General features: G+C 51.5%; 18 protein-coding genes. 11 read left to right on the plus strand and 7 right to left on the minus strand.

Annotated elements, in window-relative coordinates; all coding sequences use genetic code 11:
- Positions 1 to 111: 111 nt before the first annotated feature.
- Positions 112 to 2541, plus strand: a complete 2430-nt coding sequence (gene pheT / locus AACT35_RS15185; protein WP_065715896.1) for a phenylalanine--tRNA ligase subunit beta — start codon at positions 112 to 114, stop codon at positions 2539 to 2541.
- A gap of 47 nt (positions 2542 to 2588) precedes the next feature.
- On the opposite strand, the gene AACT35_RS15190 is transcribed toward pheT, so the two are convergent.
- Positions 2589 to 3980, minus strand: a complete 1392-nt coding sequence (locus tag AACT35_RS15190; RefSeq protein ID WP_099237810.1) for an NAD-dependent malic enzyme — start codon at positions 3978 to 3980, stop codon at positions 2589 to 2591.
- 248 nt (positions 3981 to 4228) lie between these two features.
- Here AACT35_RS15190 and AACT35_RS15195 point away from each other — a divergent pair, with 248 nt between their 5' ends.
- Both AACT35_RS15195 and glmM read left to right on the plus strand, forming a co-directional pair.
- Positions 4229 to 4831 (plus strand): Uma2 family endonuclease, encoded by a 603-nt coding sequence (locus AACT35_RS15195; RefSeq protein WP_099237670.1) that lies wholly within the window; start codon positions 4229 to 4231, stop codon positions 4829 to 4831.
- 185 nt (positions 4832 to 5016) lie between these two features.
- Entirely contained in the window at positions 5017 to 6423 is a 1407-nt protein-coding gene (gene glmM / locus AACT35_RS15200) for a phosphoglucosamine mutase (RefSeq protein ID WP_254047942.1), read from the plus strand.
- Here glmM and recN read toward each other — a convergent pair.
- Positions 6420 to 8186: a DNA repair protein RecN gene (gene recN, locus AACT35_RS15205; RefSeq protein WP_099237675.1), complete on the minus strand. Its 1767-nt coding sequence runs from the start codon at positions 8184 to 8186 to the stop codon at positions 6420 to 6422. The genes glmM and recN overlap by 4 nt on opposite strands.
- Before the next feature lie 119 nt (positions 8187 to 8305).
- On the opposite strand from recN, the gene AACT35_RS15210 reads away from it, so the two are divergent.
- Positions 8306 to 9202, plus strand: a complete 897-nt coding sequence (locus AACT35_RS15210) for a D-hexose-6-phosphate mutarotase (protein ID WP_099237677.1) — start codon at positions 8306 to 8308, stop codon at positions 9200 to 9202.
- Between the two features lie 24 nt (positions 9203 to 9226).
- On the opposite strand, the gene AACT35_RS15215 is transcribed toward AACT35_RS15210, so the two are convergent.
- The 3 genes from AACT35_RS15215 to AACT35_RS15225 all read right to left on the minus strand — a co-directional run bounded on the left by AACT35_RS15215 (position 9227) and on the right by AACT35_RS15225 (position 12171).
- On the minus strand, positions 9227 to 9961 hold the full coding sequence (locus AACT35_RS15215) for a Stp1/IreP family PP2C-type Ser/Thr phosphatase (protein WP_012306085.1): 735 nt from the start codon (positions 9959 to 9961) through the stop codon (positions 9227 to 9229).
- Positions 9962 to 10019: 58 nt separating this feature from the next.
- On the minus strand, positions 10020 to 11762 hold the full coding sequence (locus tag AACT35_RS15220; protein ID WP_099237679.1) for an ABC1 kinase family protein: 1743 nt from the start codon (positions 11760 to 11762) through the stop codon (positions 10020 to 10022).
- A 79-nt stretch (positions 11763 to 11841) separates the two neighbouring features.
- A complete protein-coding gene (locus tag AACT35_RS15225) occupies positions 11842 to 12171 on the minus strand; it encodes a DUF6825 family protein (RefSeq protein ID WP_099237681.1) in 330 nt (109 codons plus the stop codon).
- 162 nt (positions 12172 to 12333) lie between these two features.
- On the opposite strand from AACT35_RS15225, the gene leuD reads away from it, so the two are divergent.
- The 3 genes from leuD to AACT35_RS15240 are packed head-to-tail and all read left to right on the plus strand — an operon-like array spanning position 12334 to position 14564.
- Positions 12334 to 12927, plus strand: a complete 594-nt coding sequence (gene leuD / locus AACT35_RS15230) for a 3-isopropylmalate dehydratase small subunit (RefSeq protein WP_099237683.1) — start codon at positions 12334 to 12336, stop codon at positions 12925 to 12927.
- 6 nt (positions 12928 to 12933) lie between these two features.
- A complete protein-coding gene (gene queD / locus AACT35_RS15235; RefSeq protein WP_012306089.1) occupies positions 12934 to 13311 on the plus strand; it encodes a 6-carboxytetrahydropterin synthase QueD in 378 nt (125 codons plus the stop codon).
- Positions 13311 to 14564, plus strand: coding sequence for an FGGY-family carbohydrate kinase (locus AACT35_RS15240; RefSeq protein ID WP_099237685.1), 1254 nt, complete (start codon positions 13311 to 13313; stop codon positions 14562 to 14564). The genes queD and AACT35_RS15240 overlap by 1 nt, the downstream gene beginning before the upstream one ends.
- On the opposite strand, the gene AACT35_RS15245 is transcribed toward AACT35_RS15240, so the two are convergent.
- On the minus strand, positions 14561 to 16231 hold the full coding sequence (locus AACT35_RS15245) for a serine/threonine-protein kinase (protein ID WP_099237687.1): 1671 nt from the start codon (positions 16229 to 16231) through the stop codon (positions 14561 to 14563). The genes AACT35_RS15240 and AACT35_RS15245 overlap by 4 nt on opposite strands.
- 131 nt (positions 16232 to 16362) lie before the next feature.
- Here AACT35_RS15245 and AACT35_RS15250 point away from each other — a divergent pair, with 131 nt between their 5' ends.
- Positions 16363 to 17979, plus strand: coding sequence for an MFS transporter (locus AACT35_RS15250; RefSeq protein WP_099237812.1), 1617 nt, complete (start codon positions 16363 to 16365; stop codon positions 17977 to 17979).
- A 179-nt stretch (positions 17980 to 18158) separates the two neighbouring features.
- Here AACT35_RS15250 and AACT35_RS15255 read toward each other — a convergent pair whose 3' ends face one another.
- On the minus strand, positions 18159 to 19760 hold the full coding sequence (locus tag AACT35_RS15255; protein ID WP_099237689.1) for an iron uptake porin: 1602 nt from the start codon (positions 19758 to 19760) through the stop codon (positions 18159 to 18161).
- 283 nt (positions 19761 to 20043) lie between these two features.
- Here AACT35_RS15255 and AACT35_RS15260 point away from each other — a divergent pair, with 283 nt between their 5' ends.
- The 3 genes from AACT35_RS15260 (at position 20044) to AACT35_RS15270 (ending at position 22263) form a co-directional block, all read left to right on the plus strand.
- Positions 20044 to 20172 (plus strand): hypothetical protein, encoded by a 129-nt coding sequence (locus AACT35_RS15260; RefSeq protein ID WP_256376218.1) that lies wholly within the window; start codon positions 20044 to 20046, stop codon positions 20170 to 20172.
- A 95-nt stretch (positions 20173 to 20267) separates the two neighbouring features.
- On the plus strand, positions 20268 to 21038 hold the full coding sequence (locus AACT35_RS15265) for a hypothetical protein (RefSeq protein ID WP_099237691.1): 771 nt from the start codon (positions 20268 to 20270) through the stop codon (positions 21036 to 21038).
- A gap of 91 nt (positions 21039 to 21129) precedes the next feature.
- Entirely contained in the window at positions 21130 to 22263 is a 1134-nt protein-coding gene (locus AACT35_RS15270) for an amidoligase family protein (protein WP_099237693.1), read from the plus strand.
- The last annotated feature ends 11 nt before the right edge of the window (positions 22264 to 22274 follow it).

Genomic DNA, 22274 nt, shown 5'->3' on the forward strand with positions numbered 1-22274 from the left:
AGGATCTGTGGGATATCATCTATGGCGATCGCCCCCAATATTTTCCCCGGTAAGGGGAGGGAAACGTTTAAAATAAACTCCTTGAAACTAGTGTAATGCCCCAAAAAGTCAATGCGGATTTCCCTGAATTGGTTAAAAGAGTTTGTTGAGATCACCCTATCGCCAGAAGAATTAGCCAAAACCCTAACCATTGCTGGGTTTGAAGTAGAAGAAATCGAAGATCGCCGCCGCCTGGCCGATGGTGTCGTTGTTGGTAAAGTTGTCAGCCGCGAACCCCATCCCGACGCCGACAAACTGAGCGTCTGTCAAGTCGATATTGGTGCAGACGAACTTTCAACCATTGTCTGTGGGGCGAAAAATGTCCGGGCCGATATCTTTGTCCCCGTCGCCACCCTAGGCACCTACTTACCCACCATTGACCTCAAACTAAAACCCACCAAACTCCGGGGTGTAAAATCCTCCGGGATGATTTGCTCCCTCTCCGAATTGGGCTTAGAAAAAGACTCCGAAGGCATTCACATTTTTGAACAACCAGACCTAAAGCCGGGGATGGATGTGCGCCCCCTCCTCGGTTTAGATGATGTGGTATTGGATTTAACCGCCACCGCTAACCGAGCCGATGCCCTCAGTATGGTCGGCGTCGCGCGGGAAGTGGCGGCCCTCACGGGGGTAGATGTCAAACTCCCAGAAATTCCGGCCATGGATACCGCCCCAGAAACGTTGACCATCACCGTGGCCGATCCTGTCGCCTGTCCCGCCTATCTCGGTACGGTGATCGAAGGTGTGACGACAGCGCCTTCTCCTGATTGGTTAAAATTCCGGCTCCAAGCGGCTGGCACTCGCCCGATTAATAATGTTGTTGATATCACCAACTATGTGCTCCTCGAATGGGGACAGCCCCTCCATGCCTTTGACCGGGAGCGCCTTGCCCAGGTGGCAGGCTCTGAAACCGTTGCCCTTGGGGTGCGGTTTGCCAAAGCCGGGGAAATGTTAACGACCCTCGATGGTCAAGAGCGCAAGCTAGCTGAGAAAAATTTGGTGATTACCGCCAATGATGTCCCTGTTGCTTTGGCGGGGGTAATGGGTGGTGAAAGTACGGAAGTTCACAATGGTACCCAAAATATTGTTTTAGAAGCAGCCCTATTTGAACCGGTCACTATCCGACGGTCTTCCCGGGCCGTGGGTCTGCGCAGCGAATCTTCGACTCGCTATGAACGGGGCGTCAACCAAGTGGAATTAGACCGGGCGGCCCAACGGGCGATCGCCCTCCTCCAAGAACTCACCGGAGGCACTGTAGTTCAGCGTGGTCTCACGGATACCCGACCCGATCCCAACGCCCGCCCCAAAATCCCGCTGCGCTTACAACGGCTCCACGAAGTCCTCGGCCATGTCCACAAGGACGGCAAAATTTTTGACGTGCCCCTCGCCGATGTGGAACGCATTTTAGCGGACCTCGGCTGCACCCTCGAATCCACAGGAGAAGGGGTCTGGGAAGTGGCTGTGCCTCCCTACCGTTATCGCGATTTAGAGCGTGAAATTGACCTCATCGAAGAAGTGGCCCGTCTCTATGGCTATGACAATTTCTGCGATACCCTGCCGAGTCAATCCGCCGCTGGTTTCTTGTCCCCAGCCGAAAAAGTAAATCGTCAATTGCGGGGCAGCTTCCGGGCGATTGGCCTGACCGAAGTAGTGCATTACTCCTTGGTTAAGCCAGAACTTGCTGACATCAAACTCAGTAACCCCCTGTTTGTGGAATATTCTGCCCTACGAAAGGAGCTGCTCACAGGGTTAATTGATGCCTTTGCCTACAACCAATCCCAAGGCAATGGTGCCCTCAATGCCTTTGAATTGGGTCGCGTTTTTTGGCTAGACGACAACGAAAACTATGCTGAAGCCGATTATCTGGCTGGAATTTTAGGGGGCAATCTCAATCCCGATGGCAGTTGGGCTGTTGGTGGCAAAGGTCAACCGATGTCTTGGTATGAAGCAAAGGGATTTCTTGATGCCGCCTTCCGGCAACTGGGCTTAGAGGTGAGCTATCGGGCAGATACTAGCAACGAAAAATTGCATCCCGGCCGGACAGCGTCTCTCTGGCTTCAGGGGCGTCAACTGGGGATTTTCGGGCAACTTCATCCCCAATTGCGGCAGGAAAAAGATTTGATCGATGCGGTGTATGTTTTTGAGCTGAAACTTGATCTGCTGCAAACGGTACTGAGTCGTCCATCCCAACAGGTGCCCATTTTTAAGGCCTTTTCTACTTACCCCGCAGTCACCCGCGACCTAGCGTTCTTTGCCCCCCTCGAAACGTCTGTAGCCGACCTGGAGCAGGCCATGCAGAAAACAGCAAAAAAACTGTTGGCTGGGGTGGAGTTATTTGATGAATATCGCGGTGAGCACGCCCCTGAAGGCCAGCGCAGTTTGGCTTTCAGTTTGCAGTATCGGGCCACGGATAAAACCCTAACGGACGAGGAGATTGATCCAGTCCACCAAAAGGTGCGGGATGCGCTGGTCAAACAGTTTGCCGTGACCTTGAGAAGCTAACCCCTCTGCCTCGCGGCATCTCCCCTCAAGGGGAGAATCAAGGTGTTCTAGCGGCGGGCAACACCATCTTGGCGGGCGGCTTGACCGACGGCAGCAGCGACGGCGGCGGCGACCCGCTGATCGAAAACCGAGGGAATAATATGCTCTCGATCCAACTGGGCCGGGCTAACCAAGGAGGCGATCGCCTGGGCCGCTTGGAGACACATATTGGTGGTAATGCTGGAGGCGCGACAATCGAGGGCACCCCGGAAGACCCCAGGAAAGGCGAGGACATTATTGATTTGGTTCGGGTAATCGCTGCGCCCGGTAGCCACCACCGCCACTTTGTCCATGATCAGTTCTGGCTGAATTTCTGGGATCGGGTTGGCCATCGCAAAGACGATTGGGTCTTTCGCCATGGATGTCACCATTGCGGGAGTCACCACACCGGGCGCACTCACCCCAAGGAAAATATCTGCATCCTGCATCGCCTCGGCGAGGGTACCAGAGGCGGCCACGGCAAAGGCTTGCTTTTCGGGGGTGAGATTATCCCGCTGGCTGGAAATAATGCCCTTGGAATCACACATCCAAATATCCGTTGCCCCTGCTTGCCGGAGTAATTTGGCGATCGCCACCCCCGCAGCCCCGGCCCCATTGATCACAATTTTGACGCTTTGTAGGTCTTTTTTGACTAATTTCAGAGCATTAAATAGGGCCGCAAGGGAAACAATCGCTGTGCCGTGCTGATCGTCGTGGAAGATGGGAATATCGGTTTCTGCCTTCAGTCGTTGTTCAATCTCAAAACAGCGGGGCGCTGCAATATCTTCGAGGTTGACCCCGCCAAATACTGGGGCGAGATACTTTACCGTACGGACAATTTCTTCGACATCCTGGGTCGCCAAACAAATGGGAAACGCATTCACCCCAGCAAATTCCTTAAAGAGCATCGCTTTCCCTTCCATCACAGGCATTGCGGCTTCCGGCCCCAAATTGCCTAACCCCAAAACAGCACTGCCGTCGGTGACGATCGCCACCATATTGCTTTTCACGGTCAAATCATAGACCTGTTCCGGTTTCTCGGCGATCGCCCGACAAACGCGACCCACCCCCGGCGTATAGGCCATCGCTAAATCGGACTGCACCGTTAGGGGAATGCGACTTTCGACGGTAATTTTCCCCCCCTGGTGAATCGCAAAAGTCCGGTCTAAAACCTTGAGGATTTCAATCTCTGGCACCGCTTTCACGGCATCGACAATGTCCCCAGCGTGCTTTTCACTGGATGCATCTACGGTGATGTTGCGGATTAAAAACTTTAGATCCCGTTCTACCAACTCGATATTACCGAGGCTGCCTCCCACGTTGGCGATCGCCTGGGTCACATTGGCCAAAGTGCCCGCCCGGTTAGGGATACGTAGCTGGATCGTGACACTGTAGCTGGGATTGGGGGTGAGGGCAACCATAGAATTTGCGTTAAATTTTACTTGCTGAAAAAACGAAGAGAGGAAAAATTCCCATCTCATTTAACCCTACTTTTCCCTTTTCCTAAAGTATTCCGGCTTACGAAATGGCTTGGGACGATCTCAGGAACAGACACTTTATCTTGTCCGGAGCTGACCTGAATCAAATCGCGAATCATTACCCTTAGGGATGCCGCCCCGCAAATTCTTGGCAAAATGGAGGGGAATGTCACCCAATTGTTGAAAACATCATGGTTGCCCTCACCTCAGATCAGTACCTCAGTCCCGAAGAATATTTAGAGTTTGAAAAACATAGCGACATTAAGCATGAGTATATCGATGGAGAAATCTATGCGATGGCCGGCGCTAGCAATGTCCATAACAAAATCAACACTAATCTGTTAGTTTCCCTCAGCCTTAAACTCCGGGGTTCTGGTTGCCAACCCTATAGCAGTGATATGAAAGTACGCGTTCAGGACGGACGACGCTTTTTTTATCCTGATTTGCTCGTAAGCTGCGATCCAGAAATCAACGACTTAACCGCCTACGCGATGGATCATCCACGGTTAATCATTGAAATCCTCTCCGAATCGACGGAAGGCTTTGACCGGGGTGATAAGTTTAAGTTTTACCGCACGATTCCCAGCTTGCAGGAATACATTTTGGTCAGCACAACCCATTACTCAGTAGACTGCTTTCGGCGTAGCGAAGGGAAGCTCTGGATTCTAGAAAGTTACCAAGGCCAAGAGGCAACGCTTAAACTGCAATCCCTAGACCTCGAAATTCCCCTAGTGGATATCTATGCCACTGTTGATTTGCCGGAAGTTGAGCCGGAATTCCCCGATGAGAAATAAATAAAGGCGATCGCCACCCAAGCCTCACCCCAGGTTTTTAAACCAGACACTATTGATACCAATCCCTGATAAAAGCGGCCTCATAGTGGTCAGGACAAATCAATCACTGATATCGTTGTGTCTGTATGTTGTGAGGAGCAAAACCCATGATGATCATGCCAGAGGAAGGACATCCCCTGAGTCGTATGTTGGCGAGCTATCCGCCCCAAGCCCTACGGTGTGATTTACCCGCAGGTTCATTATTTGGGACTGACGGGATTCGGGGTAAAGCGGGAGATCTGCTGACGGCTCCCTTTGCGCTCCAAGTTGGCTACTGGGCCGGGCAAGTGCTCCAGGAAACAGCGGCACGACGCGCCCCTGTGATCATTGGGCAAGATTCTCGCAACTCCAGTGATATGTTAGCGATGGCGATCGCCGCTGGTTTGACCGCCTCTGGATTAGAAGTGTGGCATGTGGGCCTTTGTCCAACGCCCTGTGTTTCCTATCTGGCCCGCACCACGGACGCCATCGGCGGCATCATGATTTCCGCCAGCCACAACCCCCCCGAAGATAATGGCATTAAGTTTTTTAGTGACGCGGGGACGAAACTGCTCAAGGATCTCAGTGCCAAGATTGAAGCGGGTCTGCGCGGCGATCGCCTAGAAAATATTCTGTCGCAAACCAATAACTGTGGTTCCTACCAACACCAAAAAGAACTGACCCAACAATACCGGAATGCAGTTTTTGCGACACTTCCCCAAGGTTTATCCCTCGACGGCCTCAAAATTGTGCTCGATTTGGCCTGGGGCGCTTCTGTGCATTTGGCTCCCGAACTTTTCCAAGCCCTCCGTGCAGAAGTGATTGCCCTGCACCACCAACCAGACGGTAACAAAATTAACGTCAACTGCGGTTCTACCCACATCGACCAACTCCAAGGGGCGGTGCAGTTCCACAACGCGGATCTCGGCTTTGCCTTTGATGGGGACGCCGACCGGGTGATTGCCGTGGATAACACAGGCCGGATCGTTGATGGGGATTACATCCTCTACCTTTGGGGGAAACAACTCCAGGCAGCGGGTCAATTGCCGAACAATTTAATTGTCGGTACCGTAATGGCAAATCTGGGCTTTGAGCGGGCCTGGGAAAAACTGGGAGGACAACTTCATCGGACTGCTGTTGGCGATCAGTATGTCCAAGCGGCCATGTGGCAGACGGGGGCGATGCTCGGTGGCGAACAATCGGGTCATATTCTTTGCCATCACCACAGCGTTTCTGGGGACGGGATCCAAACGGCATTGCATTTAGCCGCCCTCGTCCGGGAGGCAGGGGTTCCCCTCAATCAGTTAATTGATCAAAGTTTCCAAACCTATCCCCAGTTCCTGAAAAATGTGCGGGTCGAAGATCGCGATCGCCGTTTAAATTGGCAGAACTGCGACGTGCTCCAAACGGAAATTGATAAGGCCGAAGCGGCCATGGGTGATAAAGGACGGGTGCTGGTGCGAGCTTCGGGGACGGAACCTGTCATTCGGGTGATGGTCGAGGCCGAGGAACAATACCTCGCGGAATATTGGACACAACACCTGGTCAATGTGGTGCAAAGCCATTTGGGCTAGGCTTGGGTCATTTTGCTGCCCGCCTTGAGGGTTTGGGCCTGGACTAAGAGGGATTCGGCGAAGGAAATCGCTTCCTCGGCGGCATGACCCCCCGTCAACTGGGCTAATTCGTCCCGGCGTTTCTGATGGTGCTGTAGGGATTCTACGGCGACAAGGGTGCGATCGCCTTTTTGATTTTTTGCCTGGGATTGCACTTGTTTTGTCACGCGAAAATGTCCATCGGCCATGGCGGCAATGAGGGGTTGGTGGGTGACGCAAAGCACCTGATGATACTGGCTGAGATGGTGGAGCTTGGTGGCGATCGCCTGGGCCACTTTCCCCGAAACTCCGGCGTCAATTTCATCAAACACCAAAGTTTTCGGCGTCGTCTGCTGCTGGGTAAAACAGGCTTTGAGGGCGAGGAGAAAGCGACTCATTTCCCCACCAGAAGCAATTTCGGCGAGGGGTTGAGCCACCTCTCCAGGGTTCGGGCTGAAATAAAACGTCACCTGATCGGCTCCGGCGGCAGTAGGCGAGATGGGACTAAGGCGACATTCAAAACTCACCTTTGCCATCGCCAGGGGTTTCAGTTCTTTAATCAGTTGCTTCTCTAATTTTTGGGCTGCTTTTTGGCGTAATTGGCTTAATTTTTGGCAATGGACTTCTAAGTCTTGATATTTAATTCTACAGTCTTGCTCTAGGGCTTCAAGGGACTGATCCGCAGCGGTGAGGACATCTAGCTCCCCCTGGAGTTTGTCCCGGTAGGCGATCGCCTCGCTGAGGGTCGGGCCATACTTACGGCAAATTTGCTTTAGCACCCGCATTCGGGCCTCAATGTCAGCCAATTGTTTTGGGTCAGCTTCGAGATTGTTGTTGTAGGTGATGATTTGGTGGCCTGCTTCTACTACCTCTGTAAGGGCATTGCGCACCATGTCGAGAATGCCATTTAACTGGGTATCATAGTCCACCATTTCTTTGAGCAGGTTCTCAGCCTCCCCCAAAAGATCCGCCACCGCCAGGGTTTCGGGATCGTCATTTTGGTACAAAATTTGGTGTGCCTGGTAACTGAGCTGTTGCAATTCCACCACATGGGAAAGGCGATCGCCTTCCTGTTGCAATACTTCTAGCTCCTCAGGATCCTCTAAATGGGCGTCACATAGCTCCTGGAGTTGATATTGCAGTAAATCTAGCCGTTGGAGCCGTTCTTGCTCCGAAGTGCGCCGACTTTCGAGTAATTGCTTTGCTTTGAGATAAATTTGATAGGTGGCAGTCACAAGTTGCCGCTGCTGTTGCACCTGGGAGCCACCGTAGCTATCGAGGAGAATTCGTTGCCGTTCAGGAATCAGGAGTTCAACCGTTTGACCCTGGGCGGTAATTTCTAGCAGTTGCGCCCGGAGTTCCGCCATCAAACCCTGATTAAGAATAATTCCGTTGACACGACTGCGCGATCGCAAACCAGTGCGGGTCAGACTTAACTCCCGACTACAAACCACCGTTTCATCTTCTAGCAGATCAATGTCTTGGCTCTGTAACCATTGTTTGATGCTGGGGGTGAGGGTAAAGGTTGCTTCAATAAACGCCCGTTCTCCCGTGGCATCTCCTTGATCATTTTTCGCCCGAATTAACCGCGCCGTTGCTTTTCCGCCAAGGGCAAGATCGAGGGCATCCAGAATAATTGACTTTCCGGCCCCCGTTTCCCCGGTCAAAACCATCAACCCAGCCTGTAAATCGAGTTCTAGATGATCGATCAACGCAAAATTTTCAATGCGGAGGCAACACAGCATAAATGGTTGAGGAAAAGAAAAGTCGTTCGCTGTCTATTATGCCGGAGTTTTGGGGCGGCAGTGGCAGATTCTGGCCCTGGCAATTTTCACTAAAATGGCAGTAGCGCTCCACAGTTTTTATGCATCTTGACCAACTCAATCAACAATACGGCTTGCCTGAACTTTCCTTTGGCGATCGCCAACCGGGTTTTCCGGTGATCAAAATTAAGAATCGGTTTGCCACGGCAGAAATCTCTCTCTATGGCGGACAGGTGCTTTCTTTCCAACCAAGCAACACCCAGGCTGATCTTTTATTTTTGAGCGATCGCAGTCATTACCAACCAGGAAAAGCGATCCGGGGTGGGATTCCCATCTGTTGGCCCTGGTTTGGGGCAGACCCGGACGAATTAGGGCGAGCAAACCATGGTTTTGGGCGCGATCGCCTCTGGACTGTCCGGCACACTGAAACCCTCGCCAATGGCGCAACCCGCGTTATTTTAAGCTTGCAAGATGACGAAGAGACCCACAAAATTTGGGATTATGCTTTTGAACTGGCGATCGCCATCACCGTAGGCGAAAGCTTAGATCTCGAACTCACGAGTCATAACCACGATCAAAGGCCGATGACCATTACCCAAGCTCTCCACACCTACTTCACCATCGGCGACATTCAACGGGTGAAAGTGCTGGGTCTTGCGGGCCTGAATTACATCGACAAGGTAGACAGCGCACAGCAAAAATCGCAAATTGGCGAAGTCACTATTCAGGGGGAAGTAGACCGCATTTATCAAAATACCGCCCCGAAGCTGTTCATTGATGATCTTAGTCTTGAGCGAAAAATTGAGGTTTGTAACCGAAACAGTACCACGACCATCGTCTGGAATCCTGGCATGGAGAAAACTGCAACCATGGGTGATCTTTCTCCAGACGCCTATCAACGATTTCTCTGTGTTGAAACGGCCAATGCTGCCGCCGAGGCTATCACCCTCGCTCCCGGCGAACGCTATACCCTCGGTGTTACTTACCGATTGTTGTGAGTTATGGATTATGGAAAATTTGGGCTAGTCGGCTTCAACCTGCACCAAAACTACGGTGACGTTATCGGAACCACCGTTATCTTTAGCCGTTTCAATTAAAGCCGCCGCTGCCTGGTCGAGGTCATCATTAGCACTCAGAATAAATTGGATTTCTGAGTCATCTACCTCTTCGGTCAGTCCATCGCTGCATAACAACAGGCGATCGCCACTGTGAATCTCTAGGGTAGCCAGGTCAATCAAGCTTAAATCTTTACGACCCAGACATTGGGAAAGGACATGACGCCAGGGATGCACCTTCGCCTGTTCTGCCGTAATATCTCCCGACTGCACTGCCTGAGAGACCCAGGTATGATCGCCAGTTACTTGAATGAGGGTGTCTCCCCGGAAACTATAGAGGCGAGAATCCCCCACGTGAGCGCGCCAAACATGATCGCCCCGAAATAGCACCATCACCGCTGTCGTACCCATGTCTTGACGGGCTGGGTTGTCGAGTTGATCCGCGAGGATTGCCTCATTGGCTTTGATAAGAGCCGTTTCTAAAAGATCTTCTGAGCTTTCTGGGCTTTCCCAATTAGCCTCTAAATATTGCTGGATGGTTTCTACGGCAATCCGACTAGCTTCTTCTCCCCCTGCGTGTCCTCCCATGCCATCGGCAACGATGAAAAATCGCCCGTCGGGATCACAATAGTAGGAGTCTTGGTTAGCGGAGCGCACCAACCCGGGATCAGTTTGCCCCGTAAAGCGACATTTCATAAGCATGGTTTCGGGAAAATAGCTGGAAAAGTAGCGTACTAGATTAGAACTTATCTAAATTTAGCTAAAATTTGCGGTCGTAGCGATCTAGTTTTTTAAGGAGACGCCATAATGCCCAACCAGGCACCAAGGCGATCGCCCCCACCACCGCCGTCGGAATGAATGAGCCATTCACAAATAACAGGGTAGCAGACAAAATCAGCGCACAAAAAATCAACGTATAATTCGTCGCCAGTTGCATTCCCCCCAATTTGCGGAGCAGTCGGTCAGACTCCTGGGCCCGCACCCGGATGCGAATATCACCCCGGTCTAGCTTGTCGATGGTATCTTCAATGCGCCGTGGCAAACCAAAAGTGGAAGTGCTCAGTTGTGCCGCCTGGCGTCCTAACTGGTCAATAATGTTGCTGCCGCTGGGTAAATTTTCACTCATAACCTGGAGGGCGAAGGGTTGAGCCACCGCCATAAAATTGAACTCTGGATCAAGGCCTTTGCCGACCCCTTCTAAAGTAGAAAAAGCCCGCATCACAAAGGTAAAGGTTGCTGGAAACCGAAAGGGCTGGTCGTAGGCAATTTCGTAAAGGTCATCACTAATCGCCGTAATCGATTGGGCCTCAAAGGGCTTATCCATAAAATTATCCAACATAAATTGGATCGAGCGGCGTACCGGTGCCAAGTCTCCGGTTGCTTCCAAGGCCCCTAGGGTAACGAGGGAGTTTATCACCCGGTCGGCATCCTTTTCTGTAATTCCCAACATGGTTTCCATGAGGCCAGCTTTGACATTGGCCTTGATTTCTCCCATCATTCCAAAATCATAGAAAATGAGTGCCCCATCGGGACTCACCGCCAGATTACCGGGGTGGGGGTCAGCATGGAAAAAACCATCATTCAACAATTGTTGTAAATAGGCCCGGGCGCTGAGTTTCGCCAATTGTTTGCGTTCTAGGCCGGCCGCTTCCAGGGCTTCGTAATGGCTAATTTTGATCCCTGGTACATACTCCAAGGTCAGCACTCGCGGTGAAGCATAACGCCAGTAGACCTTTGGTACTTTTACCCAGTCAATCCCCCGGAAGTTACGCCGGAAGGTATCGGCACTGCGCCCTTCCTGGAGATAATCTACTTCCTGCCAGAGGATACGGCAGCATTCAGCGTAGATTCCAAGCCAGTCACGGTTTTTGCCCCAACGGGGATGATTTTGGAAATACCAGGCAATTTTTTTGAGGATCGCCAGATCAATGGTGAAAAGCTGTTTCAGGCCCGGTCGTTGGACTTTAACCACTACTTCTTCGCCGCTGTGGAGTTGGGCTTTGTGGACTTGACCGAGACTCGCCGCCGCGAGGGGAACGGGGTCGAAACTGCGAAACAGAACATTAATCGGTTTACCGAGGTCTGCTTCGATTATTTGCTTCGTTTGTTCGTAGGAAAAGGCTGGGACGCGGTCTTGGAGCTTAGACAGTTCCTGGACGTATGCTTCGGGAAATAGGTCGGCGCGGGTTGAAAAGAGTTGACCGACTTTAATAAAAGTAGGCCCCAATTCGAGGAAACTATCTTTGATCCACTGGGCTTGGATTTTTTGCCGGGCTGCGAGTTTCTCTTCGGTAAAACCACCCGCATAAGTCCATTTCTTGCCGTTGCGGATCAGTTTAAAAATCAAGGTGAGCACAAATACCCAAATGTCGAACCGTCGCCGATTTTTGGAGTAGTTTCCACGGTTCCAGCGATAGGTAGGTTTAGCCCGCTCTAGGCGCGGTGCTGGGGTGGCGTTGGGATTAGAGACCCTGGAATTGGCTTGGGAAGACAGAGCAGACACAAAGAATTTGCCTATCGAAATGGGTTTACGGAAAAGAAAAGTATGGTGTGGCTAGGGCGATCGCCTTGGGAGAAAAAGCTTAATTTTGGGTATCGCGATATTGCTTGAGTTCCGCTTTGAGGCTCGCAATTTCTGCCCGGAGATTGTCGATCATCTCCTGGAGGTCAGCGGGACGATCGTCGCCGTCAATGTCGATGGTGATCGGACGGCTAGGATTCGCTTGATTGGCCGCTTCCCGTTCAGCGCGGGCCTGGACTTCTTGGGCAAATTCCTGAAACCATTGATTGCGTTCTGCATCGAATTTACCAAGATCACTAAGCAGATCCGTCAAACTGTCTTCTACCCTCTCTTTGAGGACTTCTGCAAAGGCGCGGCCATAGGCCAGGGCTTGGAGGACGGGGTTGTTCATGGGACGCAACATTTCTTAATGGCTTTCGTAACAGATTATATCTATTAAACGAGGTTTCGTCTTTTGGCGATCGCCCCTGGGGTTTCCTTTTCACTGGGGCAATTGCCCCAGGAAAGTATGCTAAATTAGCAATCTCCCACTGGTCACCGATTCAAACGAGATATGAGCAGCGAAATCAAGCAAGTTTCTGGCACAGGGATCCCGCTCCGGGGCAACGACATCGACACAGACCGCATCATTCCCGCACGGTTTCTGAAGTGTGTCACCTTTGATGGCCTTGGGGAACAAGCTTTTGCAGATGATCGCCAGCAACTAGACGGCGAGCATTCCTTTGATTTACCCCAGTATCAGAATGCGAATATCCTCGTGGTTAACGGTAATTTCGGCTGCGGCTCTTCACGGGAACATGCCCCCCAGGCTCTTTTGAAATGGGGTATTGAAGCCATTGTGGGTGAAAGTTTTGCGGAAATTTTCTTTGGGAACTGCCTCGCCAACGGCGTCCCCTGTGTGACGGCGGATCGGGCTACGGTCGAAGCATTACAAAGCCAGTTAGAAGCTAACCCCCAGGCGGCCACCAGCGTCGATCTAGAAAATTTGACAGTTTCCTGCGGTGATTGGTCGGGTCAAATCCAGCTAGGAGAAGGGGCTAGACAAGCATTGCTCGCTGGCACTTGGGATAGCTGCGGTCAATTGGTGGCAAACCAGGCGGAGATTGCCACAACGGCGACAAAATTGCCTTACCTGGCCTGGGCCTAAACCATCATGGCCCAGTGGGAACTCTATAAAGAATTTCGCTTTGAGGCAGCTCACCAACTGCCCCATCACGATGGTAAATGCGCCCGTCTCCACGGCCATAGTTGGGTGATGCGAGTGTATCTACGGGGCGATCGCCTCCAGGAAACGGGGCCAAAACAGGGGATGCTTTTCGATTTTGGCGAGATTAAAAAATACGTCCAGCCGCTACTAGATCAGTACCTAGATCACTACCATTTGAATGATTCCTTGGGGATGGAAAGTCCCACCAGCGAGGCGATCGCCCAATGGATTTACCAAGAGCTGAAAAAAGTGGATTTACCGGGTTTAGCGGCGGTAGAAATTAAAGAAACTTGCACCGCTGGCTGTATCTATACCGAAGACTGATGACCGCGCCATTTTACCTTGGCCTTGATTTCGGGACTTCTGGGGCGCGGGCGATCGCCATTACAGGTGAGGGTGAAATTTCCCAGACAGTTAGTGTAAATCCCCTTGAACAAACGCCCCAGGGTTGGCGCGAGGCACTCTGGCATTTACTCGCCGCCCTCAATCTAGAGATTCGGCAAAATCTCCAGGCGATCGCCCTCAATGGCACCTCTGGAACGGTTCTACTCTGTGATGCCTCCGGAGAAGCGATTACAGAAGCCCTGCTTTACAACGATGACCGGGGCCAGACTGTTTTACCAATGCTCCGGGTCTTGGCACCGCCCCAACATCTCGTGCAATCGGCCACGGCCAGCCTCGCCAAATTACTCTGGTTTGAATCCCAGGGATTAACCCAGGGGGCCAACTATTTTTGCCATCAGGCGGATTGGTTAAGTGGCTTACTCCACGGCAACTTTAGCCTGAGCGATTACCACAACGCCCTAAAACTTGGCTATGACGTCGAAAATCTGGGTTATCCTTCCTGGTTACAACAGCATCCTCTGTTTCATTTACTGCCCCAAGTGCAAACCCCCGGTGCTGGGAAACAGAAGATTTTAGCGACGGTGGCTCGGCGGTTTGGGATCAATCCCCACTGTCAAATTTGCGCCGGAACCACCGATAGTATTGCGGCTTTTATCGCCAGTGGTGCCCAGGAAATTGGGGAAGCAGTGACCTCCCTCGGCTCCACGTTGGTGCTGAAATTGTTAGGCGATCGCCCGATTCAAGACCTAGCCGCCGGGGTCTACAGTCATCGGTTTGGTCATCTGTGGCTCGTGGGTGGCGCTTCAAATACAGGCGGTGCCGTGCTCAAACATTATTTTGATGACACACAACTACAACAACTCAGTGCCACTATTAATCCCCATCAAGACAGCGGCTTAAATTATTATCCGTTGCTGCGGCCTGGCGATCGCTTTCCGATCAATGACCCAACTTTGCCACCAAAATTAACCCCCCGGCCCCAAGATTCCCGCCAGTTTTTACAAGGACTCTTAGAAGGCATCGCCCGCATTGAAGCTCAGGGTTACCAAAAGTTACAGGCCCTAGGATCGCCCCCCGTTAGCACCGTCTTTACCGCTGGCGGTGGGGCAAAAAATCCAGTCTGGACACAAATTCGTGCCCGTTACCTCCGTTGCCCAGTGCTTATTTCACCCCAACCAGAAGCCGCCTATGGGAGCGCTCTCCTCGCCCAACGGGGACTGCCCAGAGCCTAATCGTGGAAGCCGGGATTCCAAATGCCGAGATAAAGGCGATCGCTATCGTTGCGTTTAATTTGGCCCCGGTGGTTGGCCGTGGTGAAGGATTGGGAACTGCTATTGCGATTGTAGACACTAGCCACCGCTTGGCTCACTTCCGGGGGCACGCCTTCGGGCAAGAGGCCACCCAGGGTTTGTTGGATCACGCTGAGGTCAGTCCCCACGGGAAAAGTGATTTCCGTCTGGGCCAGGGTGCCCGTTGTGTTGTCAACGATGTAGCCGAGGCTGACATTTGCCGGGCCATAGTTACGATACAAAATCGCCGTACTATCACCCCAAAAGCCAGGTCGTTGATCGGTGGGGGGCACAGAAATAATTTGGGGAATGGCGGCGCCGGGAGTCCCCACGGGAATTAACGGAATTTCTCCGGGACTAGGAGTAGGTTCTGGGGTCGGTTCTGGCTCCGGCTCCGGCTCTGGAATGGGTTCCGGTTCTGGCTCTGGTTCTGGAATGGGCTCGGGTTCCGGTTCCGGCTCTGGGGTCGGTTCGGGTGGGGGAGTTTCAAGAACAGGCGGATTGCTCTCTGTGTTCAAGGCTGGATCTTCAGGGAAAGTTTGAGGTTCAGGCGATCGCCCGACAAGGGCAAAGGTCAACCAAATTCCCGCACTGATGCCAATACCGCTAAACAAAACCGTGAGAATCGCCAAACGCCAACAGCCACCATTTTCTATTTCCTGGGGTTGGGCGGCGGTGGTGCTTGTCGGTAATGTGGTACGTCTTGCCACGGGGGGCGACCCCACAACCCGCGTGGCGGTGGTTTGATTGCCATTAACTACAGGAGCCGGAGCCGCCGCAGTGCCCACTGCATTCCGGAGAGCATTTAACATCGCCTGGGCCGTGGGAAAGCGATCGCGGGGATGGAATTTCACCGCTTTCGCAATGACTTGACCCAATGGCGTTTGCAGATAGGGAAAATCCTGCTGCCAAATCAATTCCCCCGTTTGGGGATCATTGGGGAACTGTTGGGGAGATTGGCCAGTGAGGAGAAAAATCGCCGTAAACCCAAGGCCATACAAATCACTGGAATAGACGGGACGCCCGGTGCCCTGTTCGGGGGCCATGTAGCCGGGGGTGCCGATCGCCACAGAGACGGGCTGGCTCAAGTCCAGGTGAATGGCGGTGGTCAGGGCTTCCTTGACGGCCCCAAAGTCAATTAAAACGGGTTTGCGATCGCTACTGCGCAGAATAATATTTTCTGGCTTAATATCCCGGTGAATGATGTATTGGTCATGAACCAGTTGGAGGACGGGCAACAAGTCCAGCAAAATTTGTTGTACCTGGAGCGGGCTTAGGCTGCCCTGCTGTTTAACGATGTCCTGGAGCGTCAGCCCATCGATCCATTCTTGCACCAAATAAAATCGTCCCTGCTCCTCAAAGTAGGCGTAGAGCTTGGGGATCTGGTTATGTTTTTCCCCCAGGCCTTCGAGGATGGCGGCTTCCCGTTGAAAGCGTCGCTGCATCTCCTGGACCGTTTGGGGGCTGGTGGCCTGTACCTTGAGGGATTTCAGCACACATTGCCGTTGGGAGGGCAGTTGTAGGTCTTTCACCAAAAAGGTATCCCCAAATCCACCCTGTCCGAGGGTCTTCACGATTTGGTAACGGCCATTGATCAAGGAAGATTGCATAGGGATTTGGTTACGAAAAGGCGTGAATTTTATTTTACATTCCCCGTTTCTGAGTTGGCGATCGCCGATTACCGTAGCAGCCACTACAATTGCAAGCAGTTTCTTTGCGCCCCCAAGCGGGCGTCCCTGCCATGACCCAGCCGCTCCATCCCCCATCAGAAAAACTCAACCTATCGACAAAAATTGCCTTTGGGGCAGGCGATATTGGGCCAGCTCTCACGGCAAATGTCTTGGTTTTCTTTCTGTTGTACTTTTTTACCCAAGTGGCGGGTTTACCACCGGGCCTGGCAGGGAGCATTTTGATGATCGGCAAAATTTCCGATGCCATCAATGATCCCATTGTGGGGGTTTTGAGCGATCGCACCCGTCATCCCTGGGGCCGACGCTTACCCTGGATGCTGGGAGGAATTGTTCCCTTTGTCTTTGTCTTTTTTGGGCAGTGGTTGGTTCCCCAATTGAGCGAAATTGATCAAGTGAATGATTGGTTTTTGTTTGGCTACTACATTGTGATGGGAATTTTATTTAATCTGGCCTACACAGCGGTCAATTTGCCCTATGCTGCCCTCACTCCAGAGTTAACCCAGGATTACCACGAACGCACAAGCTTGAACAGTTTTCGGTTTAGTTTTTCCATTGGCTCTAGTATTTTTTCGCTGATTGTGGCGCGGTTGATCTTTCAAGCTTATCCAGATGATCCCCTAAAGCAATACAGTCTCCTGGGTCTGGTTTGTTCAGTGTTTGCGGGCTTGGCGCTGTTGTGGTGTACGTTGCGGCTTCAAGAGAAGGGGCGATCGCCAATCCTAAACCCTCGGCAACGACAGCGATTGGGTCAAGGGTTATGGGGAATGGCTGGGGTGAGTGGCCTGGCTGGGTTGGGGTTGCTCCAGGGGCCAATTTTATGGCCATTTTTGTTTATTTCTGGGGCGCTATTGCTGGCGGTGGCGGGTTGGACATTCGTGCGCTCTGTGCCGGAACCCCATTTAACAGTACCTTTGGCTGAACAAACGGATCTTGCGGCCCCGATTCCCTTCCGGGAGCAACTGAAAATTGCCTTTAGTAACAAACCCTTTCTCTTCGTGATTGGAATCTATCTGGCCTCTTGGCTGGCGATTCAATTAACCGCTTCGATCTTGCCCTATTTTGTGATCAACTGGATGGGCTTGCCGGATGCGATGTTTCCCAATGTGGCTCTGGCGGTACAGGGAACAGCCCTGGTGCTTTTATTTGTGGCCAGCGCCCTCAGTCAACACTTAGGGAAAAAAACGGTGTATTTTGGGGGCGTTTTCCTGTGGATTATTGCCCAGGTAGGGTTATTTTTCCTACAACCGGGACAAATCGGTTTAATGTTTGCCTGTGCAATCTTGGCTGGCTGTGGGGTGTCCGTGAGCTATTTGATCCCCTGGTCGATGGTGCCCGATGTGATTGAACTAGATGAACTCACCACCGGACAACGGCGGGAAGGCGTTTTTTATGGCTTTATGGTGCTCCTCCAGAAAATAGGTCTGGCTATTAGCTTATTTCTGGTGGGTCAAGCCCTCGCCTGGGCCGGTTTCGTTGAATCTATTCCGGGTCAAGCGCCCCCCGTGCAACCTGATTCTGCCCTCCTAGCAATCCGCTTTGCGATCGCCCCCTTACCAACCATTACCCTCATTATTGGGCTGGTGCTGGCCTATTTTTATCCCATTACTCAGCAATACCACGAGGAAATTCGTCTCAAGCTTGCTGAACGACGAGTCGATCAAGCCTAGTCTAAATGCTAGTGTGAATAGATTTTCAAATCTCGCACTCTTTTCCATTAGACGAAGCCTCCGACAAAAGTCATTAACTCTGAAACTCAGATAGCAGATAATTAAAAACCTCGCCCGGAGGCGAGGCTCACAAAGAAAATGTGTGAAAAAACAAACGATTTTAGGTGAGATAAACCTGCTTAGAACGTGAAGGTGGTGCGGAGAGTACCAATGAGTGCATCTTCTTCACCATAGGCACCTTCGCCTGGATTACTTAGCCAAATTAAACCAGGAGTAATGGAAATCCCATCGTTAAGTTGATACTTGTAAAAACCTTCCACTTGAATCGGAGTCTCATCACCATCAAAGGCTACTTGTCCAGACCCATCAAGGTAAGGGGGGACACCCGCAAACAAACCAAGCACATTCCCTTCTTTACCAAGATCAGAGAAAGAGACACCTAAGCCATAGCTGTATACGTCAAGGTCACCACCACTAATAACATTGATATCGGAATACATGCCATAGGCGGCAATATCAATTTTGTCAGTGAGGGAGAACTTTCCTTGGACACCATAAGTATTTGCTTCGAGATCACCGACACTCAGTCCGTTAGCTGCAAATGTTCCATTTACGGCAGCACCACCACCAAAGTCGAAGATCGCGCCGCTGTCATGGTAACTGTTGACGTATGTTACGCCGAGCTCAGCACGCTCACCGAGGTTAAAAGCAATCTGTGCCAAAGCACCGTATTCACCGTTAAAAAGACCATCACCTTCGGCAGAAGAGCTGGCTTCATCAGCTAAGTAACCCAAGGAAATATCAACAGGGCCAAGAGGCATGTTGAAACCAAGACCAGAGCCGCCACCAATGGTATAGATGGGGCTAGACGCTGCAAGTTGAGTTAGAGAACCAGAAGCACCGGTAAAATCTTCTAAACCATTGGCGCCAAAAGTGGTACTTGTGTAATCACTGTGGAGACCACCAAAGGCTGCTAGATAAACGTTTGCTCTTCTGAGCGGGAAGTAGTATGCCAACCAGTCGATAACGACATCATTACCATCGGTGTCAAGATTGAAGGTTTGAAAACCCACACCACCACCGATTTCAGGCGTCAAGCTTGCCGAATTACCGGCTGTTAAACGGGTAATCAGAGTGTCTTTACCAGTGAAGCTGGTTTCGAGGGTTAACCGAACGCGATCACTGAAGGTTGTTGCTGTGTCATCTTCATCGACACCGCCATCAGACACCGTATCACCAAAGCTATCTTGGATGGCGAAAACAACTTCACCACTGAGCTTGGTCGTGGTAGAAAACTGGTGATCTTCGAGGAACTCAACACGGCCTTCGAGATCGTCAACACGAGCACCGAGGGTAGCGAGTTCCGCTTCAAATTCGTTGATCAAGCGACGGAGTGCAGCGAGATCTTCGGGGGTTACTTCAGAACCACCACTTTGAATCATCCGCTCGATTTGTTGTAAACAAGCGTTCAGACCAGCCGCAAATTCGTAACGACTGAGAGGACGACTGCCACGATAGGTGCCATCGGGGTAACCAACGATACAGTTGTAGTTTTCGACTAGGTTACGAAGCGCATCAAAAGCCCAGTCAGAGGGAGAAACATCGCTGAGTTGGAAAACGCTGTTTACCTGAGCAATGTCATCTTGACTGTAGGTGTTGATTTGATTAAGGAGTTCGCTGTTACTTGCTTGGGCTTGGGCGGTGCCAGCAGTGGCAACGGAGACGCCAACAGCAGCCGAAGCAATGGATAGAGACTTCCAGAGAGATAGAGATGTTTTCATTTTTTCCTCACACGATTAGGCTATTAAACTTGAGAAACTGTTTAATAACTGGTTGCGAGATCTTAGCTCATTTGTTTGAAATTTTCAGATCAGCGATTTCTCGGCAGAAAGCTAAATGTCTGGAACTTTTGACCGAAACTGAAGATAAGAGGAGTAGGGTCCTATCCACTCCAAAAAATTTACAGAGAGAAGATCGTCTTCCCTTTCCACTAAGCCTTCATCTCAAAAATACAAATCTGTAACGTACTTTCTTTGGAGAAAAGTCGTCTTAACCTGAATTAAAGTGAGCGCCCCCTTACCGACCCTTGCGCTTATCATTGGCTTAGGACTCGCCTACTTTTATCCCATCACCCAGCAGTACCACGAAGAAATTCGTCTCAAACTCGCTGAACGACGCGTTGATCAAGCCTAGTTGCAGTGGCGATCGCCCCACAAAGTGCATCGGTAAACAGGCGGCACAACTAAGACCGGGCAACACACAAGAATTCCCACTTAAAATCAAGAGCCATGACAACCACACTTTTTACCGCCCCCCGCACCCTCTTACAAATGATTGCCACTGGTGCAGTATTTGTGTCCGGATTCTCCGCCAATGCCCTTCCTACCACCGCATCCCCCTTAACCGTAAGCCCCGCCCAGGATGCAACTGATTTATTCTTTGCAGACTACACCTGGTGCGACGCAAAAATGCTGGGGGAATTCTGGGGAGAAGGCCCCGGTAATGCCAAGGTCAGTGCTGGCAAACTCCTCCAAGATGGTGACTATCAAACCGTTGAAAGCAAATTAACGGCGGCCCGGGACTATTACGGTGGCCAAGGTCTTTGCAACTATACCGACGAAGGCTTTAGCTATGAAGATATGGTTGTCGTTGCCGAATATTGGGATGTGTCCGTGACTGAAGCAAAAACAACCATCGCTGACAAATTGGAATGGGGCTTACCGGGTGTTGCCCATGACATCGTCGAGATGGCCTACGCCGAGCAATCCCATTATGATCCCACCGCGATTGTCGAAACCATTGCCTTTGAGAATTTGAATCGTGATGGCCACACTTTAGGTTATTTTGTCCAACGGGCCGATGGTCTATGGGTCGAGCTTACTGCTGCCGGGGAAGAAATTTTTTACTTCAATGAAATTGAGCGGGATCCGTTGGTGGTAACCCTCTTCGACGCTTCACGCAATATGGAAATTCATTTGGACTATCATTTCAATCAAATTCAATATCGCTATTCTTCCGATCCGGGTGCGCCCCAGCCCCTCTATGCGATGGGTTTCTAAACGGTAATCGTCTTGGGGGATGAGGCATCATCTCCCGCATTTTTTTTGATAAACATCGACGACAACAGACAAGGGCCGAGGCGCAAAAACTGTGATTACTCTAGATTGGAAAATTGGCTTTGAAATTGAGTTACTGGCACCGTCAGGAAGCAGTCGTCAGGATCTAGCAGCGGCGATCGCCACTGCCCAGGGGGGGCAAGTCCATCGTTTTTTTCACCCCCAATCGGAACCCAGCAAAGTACCGGGTAAACCAGTCTTCCACAATTTAACCCTCGGCTTTGAGATCCGAGATCCCCAGCAACGGATGATCGCCCAATGTGTCGATGATCTAACGTTACAAAAAGACTTGAATCGCCAGGCCAAACCCCAGGCAGGTTGGTATCGCATTGTCAGTGATGACGAGCGTCTGCTGCGTTTGATTGCCCGTCAGACCGAGGCTAAAGCCCCTTTAGAAACCGTGATGGAACCTATCGGCGATTTGTTTGGCACGGTACCAGAACCGGGGCCAGGGGGGATGCGGCGGGTGAATGATCAAAGCGGGGCATCCGTGGCGATCGCCGCCCCACTACCCGGAGAACGAGAACGCCCCTGTGAACTAATTACAGCGCCCCTGGAGACAGACCACGAGCATCAATTAGAAACCCTATTATCCTTAGCGCGGCACCTAAAATTTACGGCTCCCGTTGAAGGCGCAACTCACCTTCATTTTGAGGCGACGCCCCTCCAGTCAGCCCCGGCGATCGCCAATTTAGTGAATCTGTTGTGGCGCTATGGGGATATTCTCAAAACTCTGATGGGCACGAATCCCCATTGTCGTCGCCTCGGCCCCTGGCCCGAAACCCTTTTCACCATCGTGAACCAGCCGGAATTTCGACAACTTCCCTGGCCCGCCGTCCAGCAGCAACTTCATTGCCTCAAGCTGACAAAATATTGTGATTTTAATTTGGTGAACTGCATCAATGCCCTACCCCACAAAAACACGATTGAGGTGCGGATTCTCCCCGTTTGGCTAGAGACAACGCCAATTCTTCAGGCCGCTTCTTTATTTACCGCCGTTTTACATTTGGCTGCTCAGGGAGAGGCGATCGCCCCAGGCCCCCCAGAAAAATATACCCGTGCGAATGTCCAAGCTCTTTTGCAACAACTGCAATTGGATACAGAGCAAGTTGATCTTTGGTTGCAACGGGTGCCCCAAACCAAGGCCCGGAAAAAAGGTTTTCAGTAATTTCAACGATG

Origin of the sequence: Synechococcus sp. BDU 130192 (assembly GCF_963876085.1) — a bacterium.
Taxonomy (GTDB): Bacteria; Cyanobacteriota; Cyanobacteriia; order Cyanobacteriales; family MRBY01; genus MRBY01.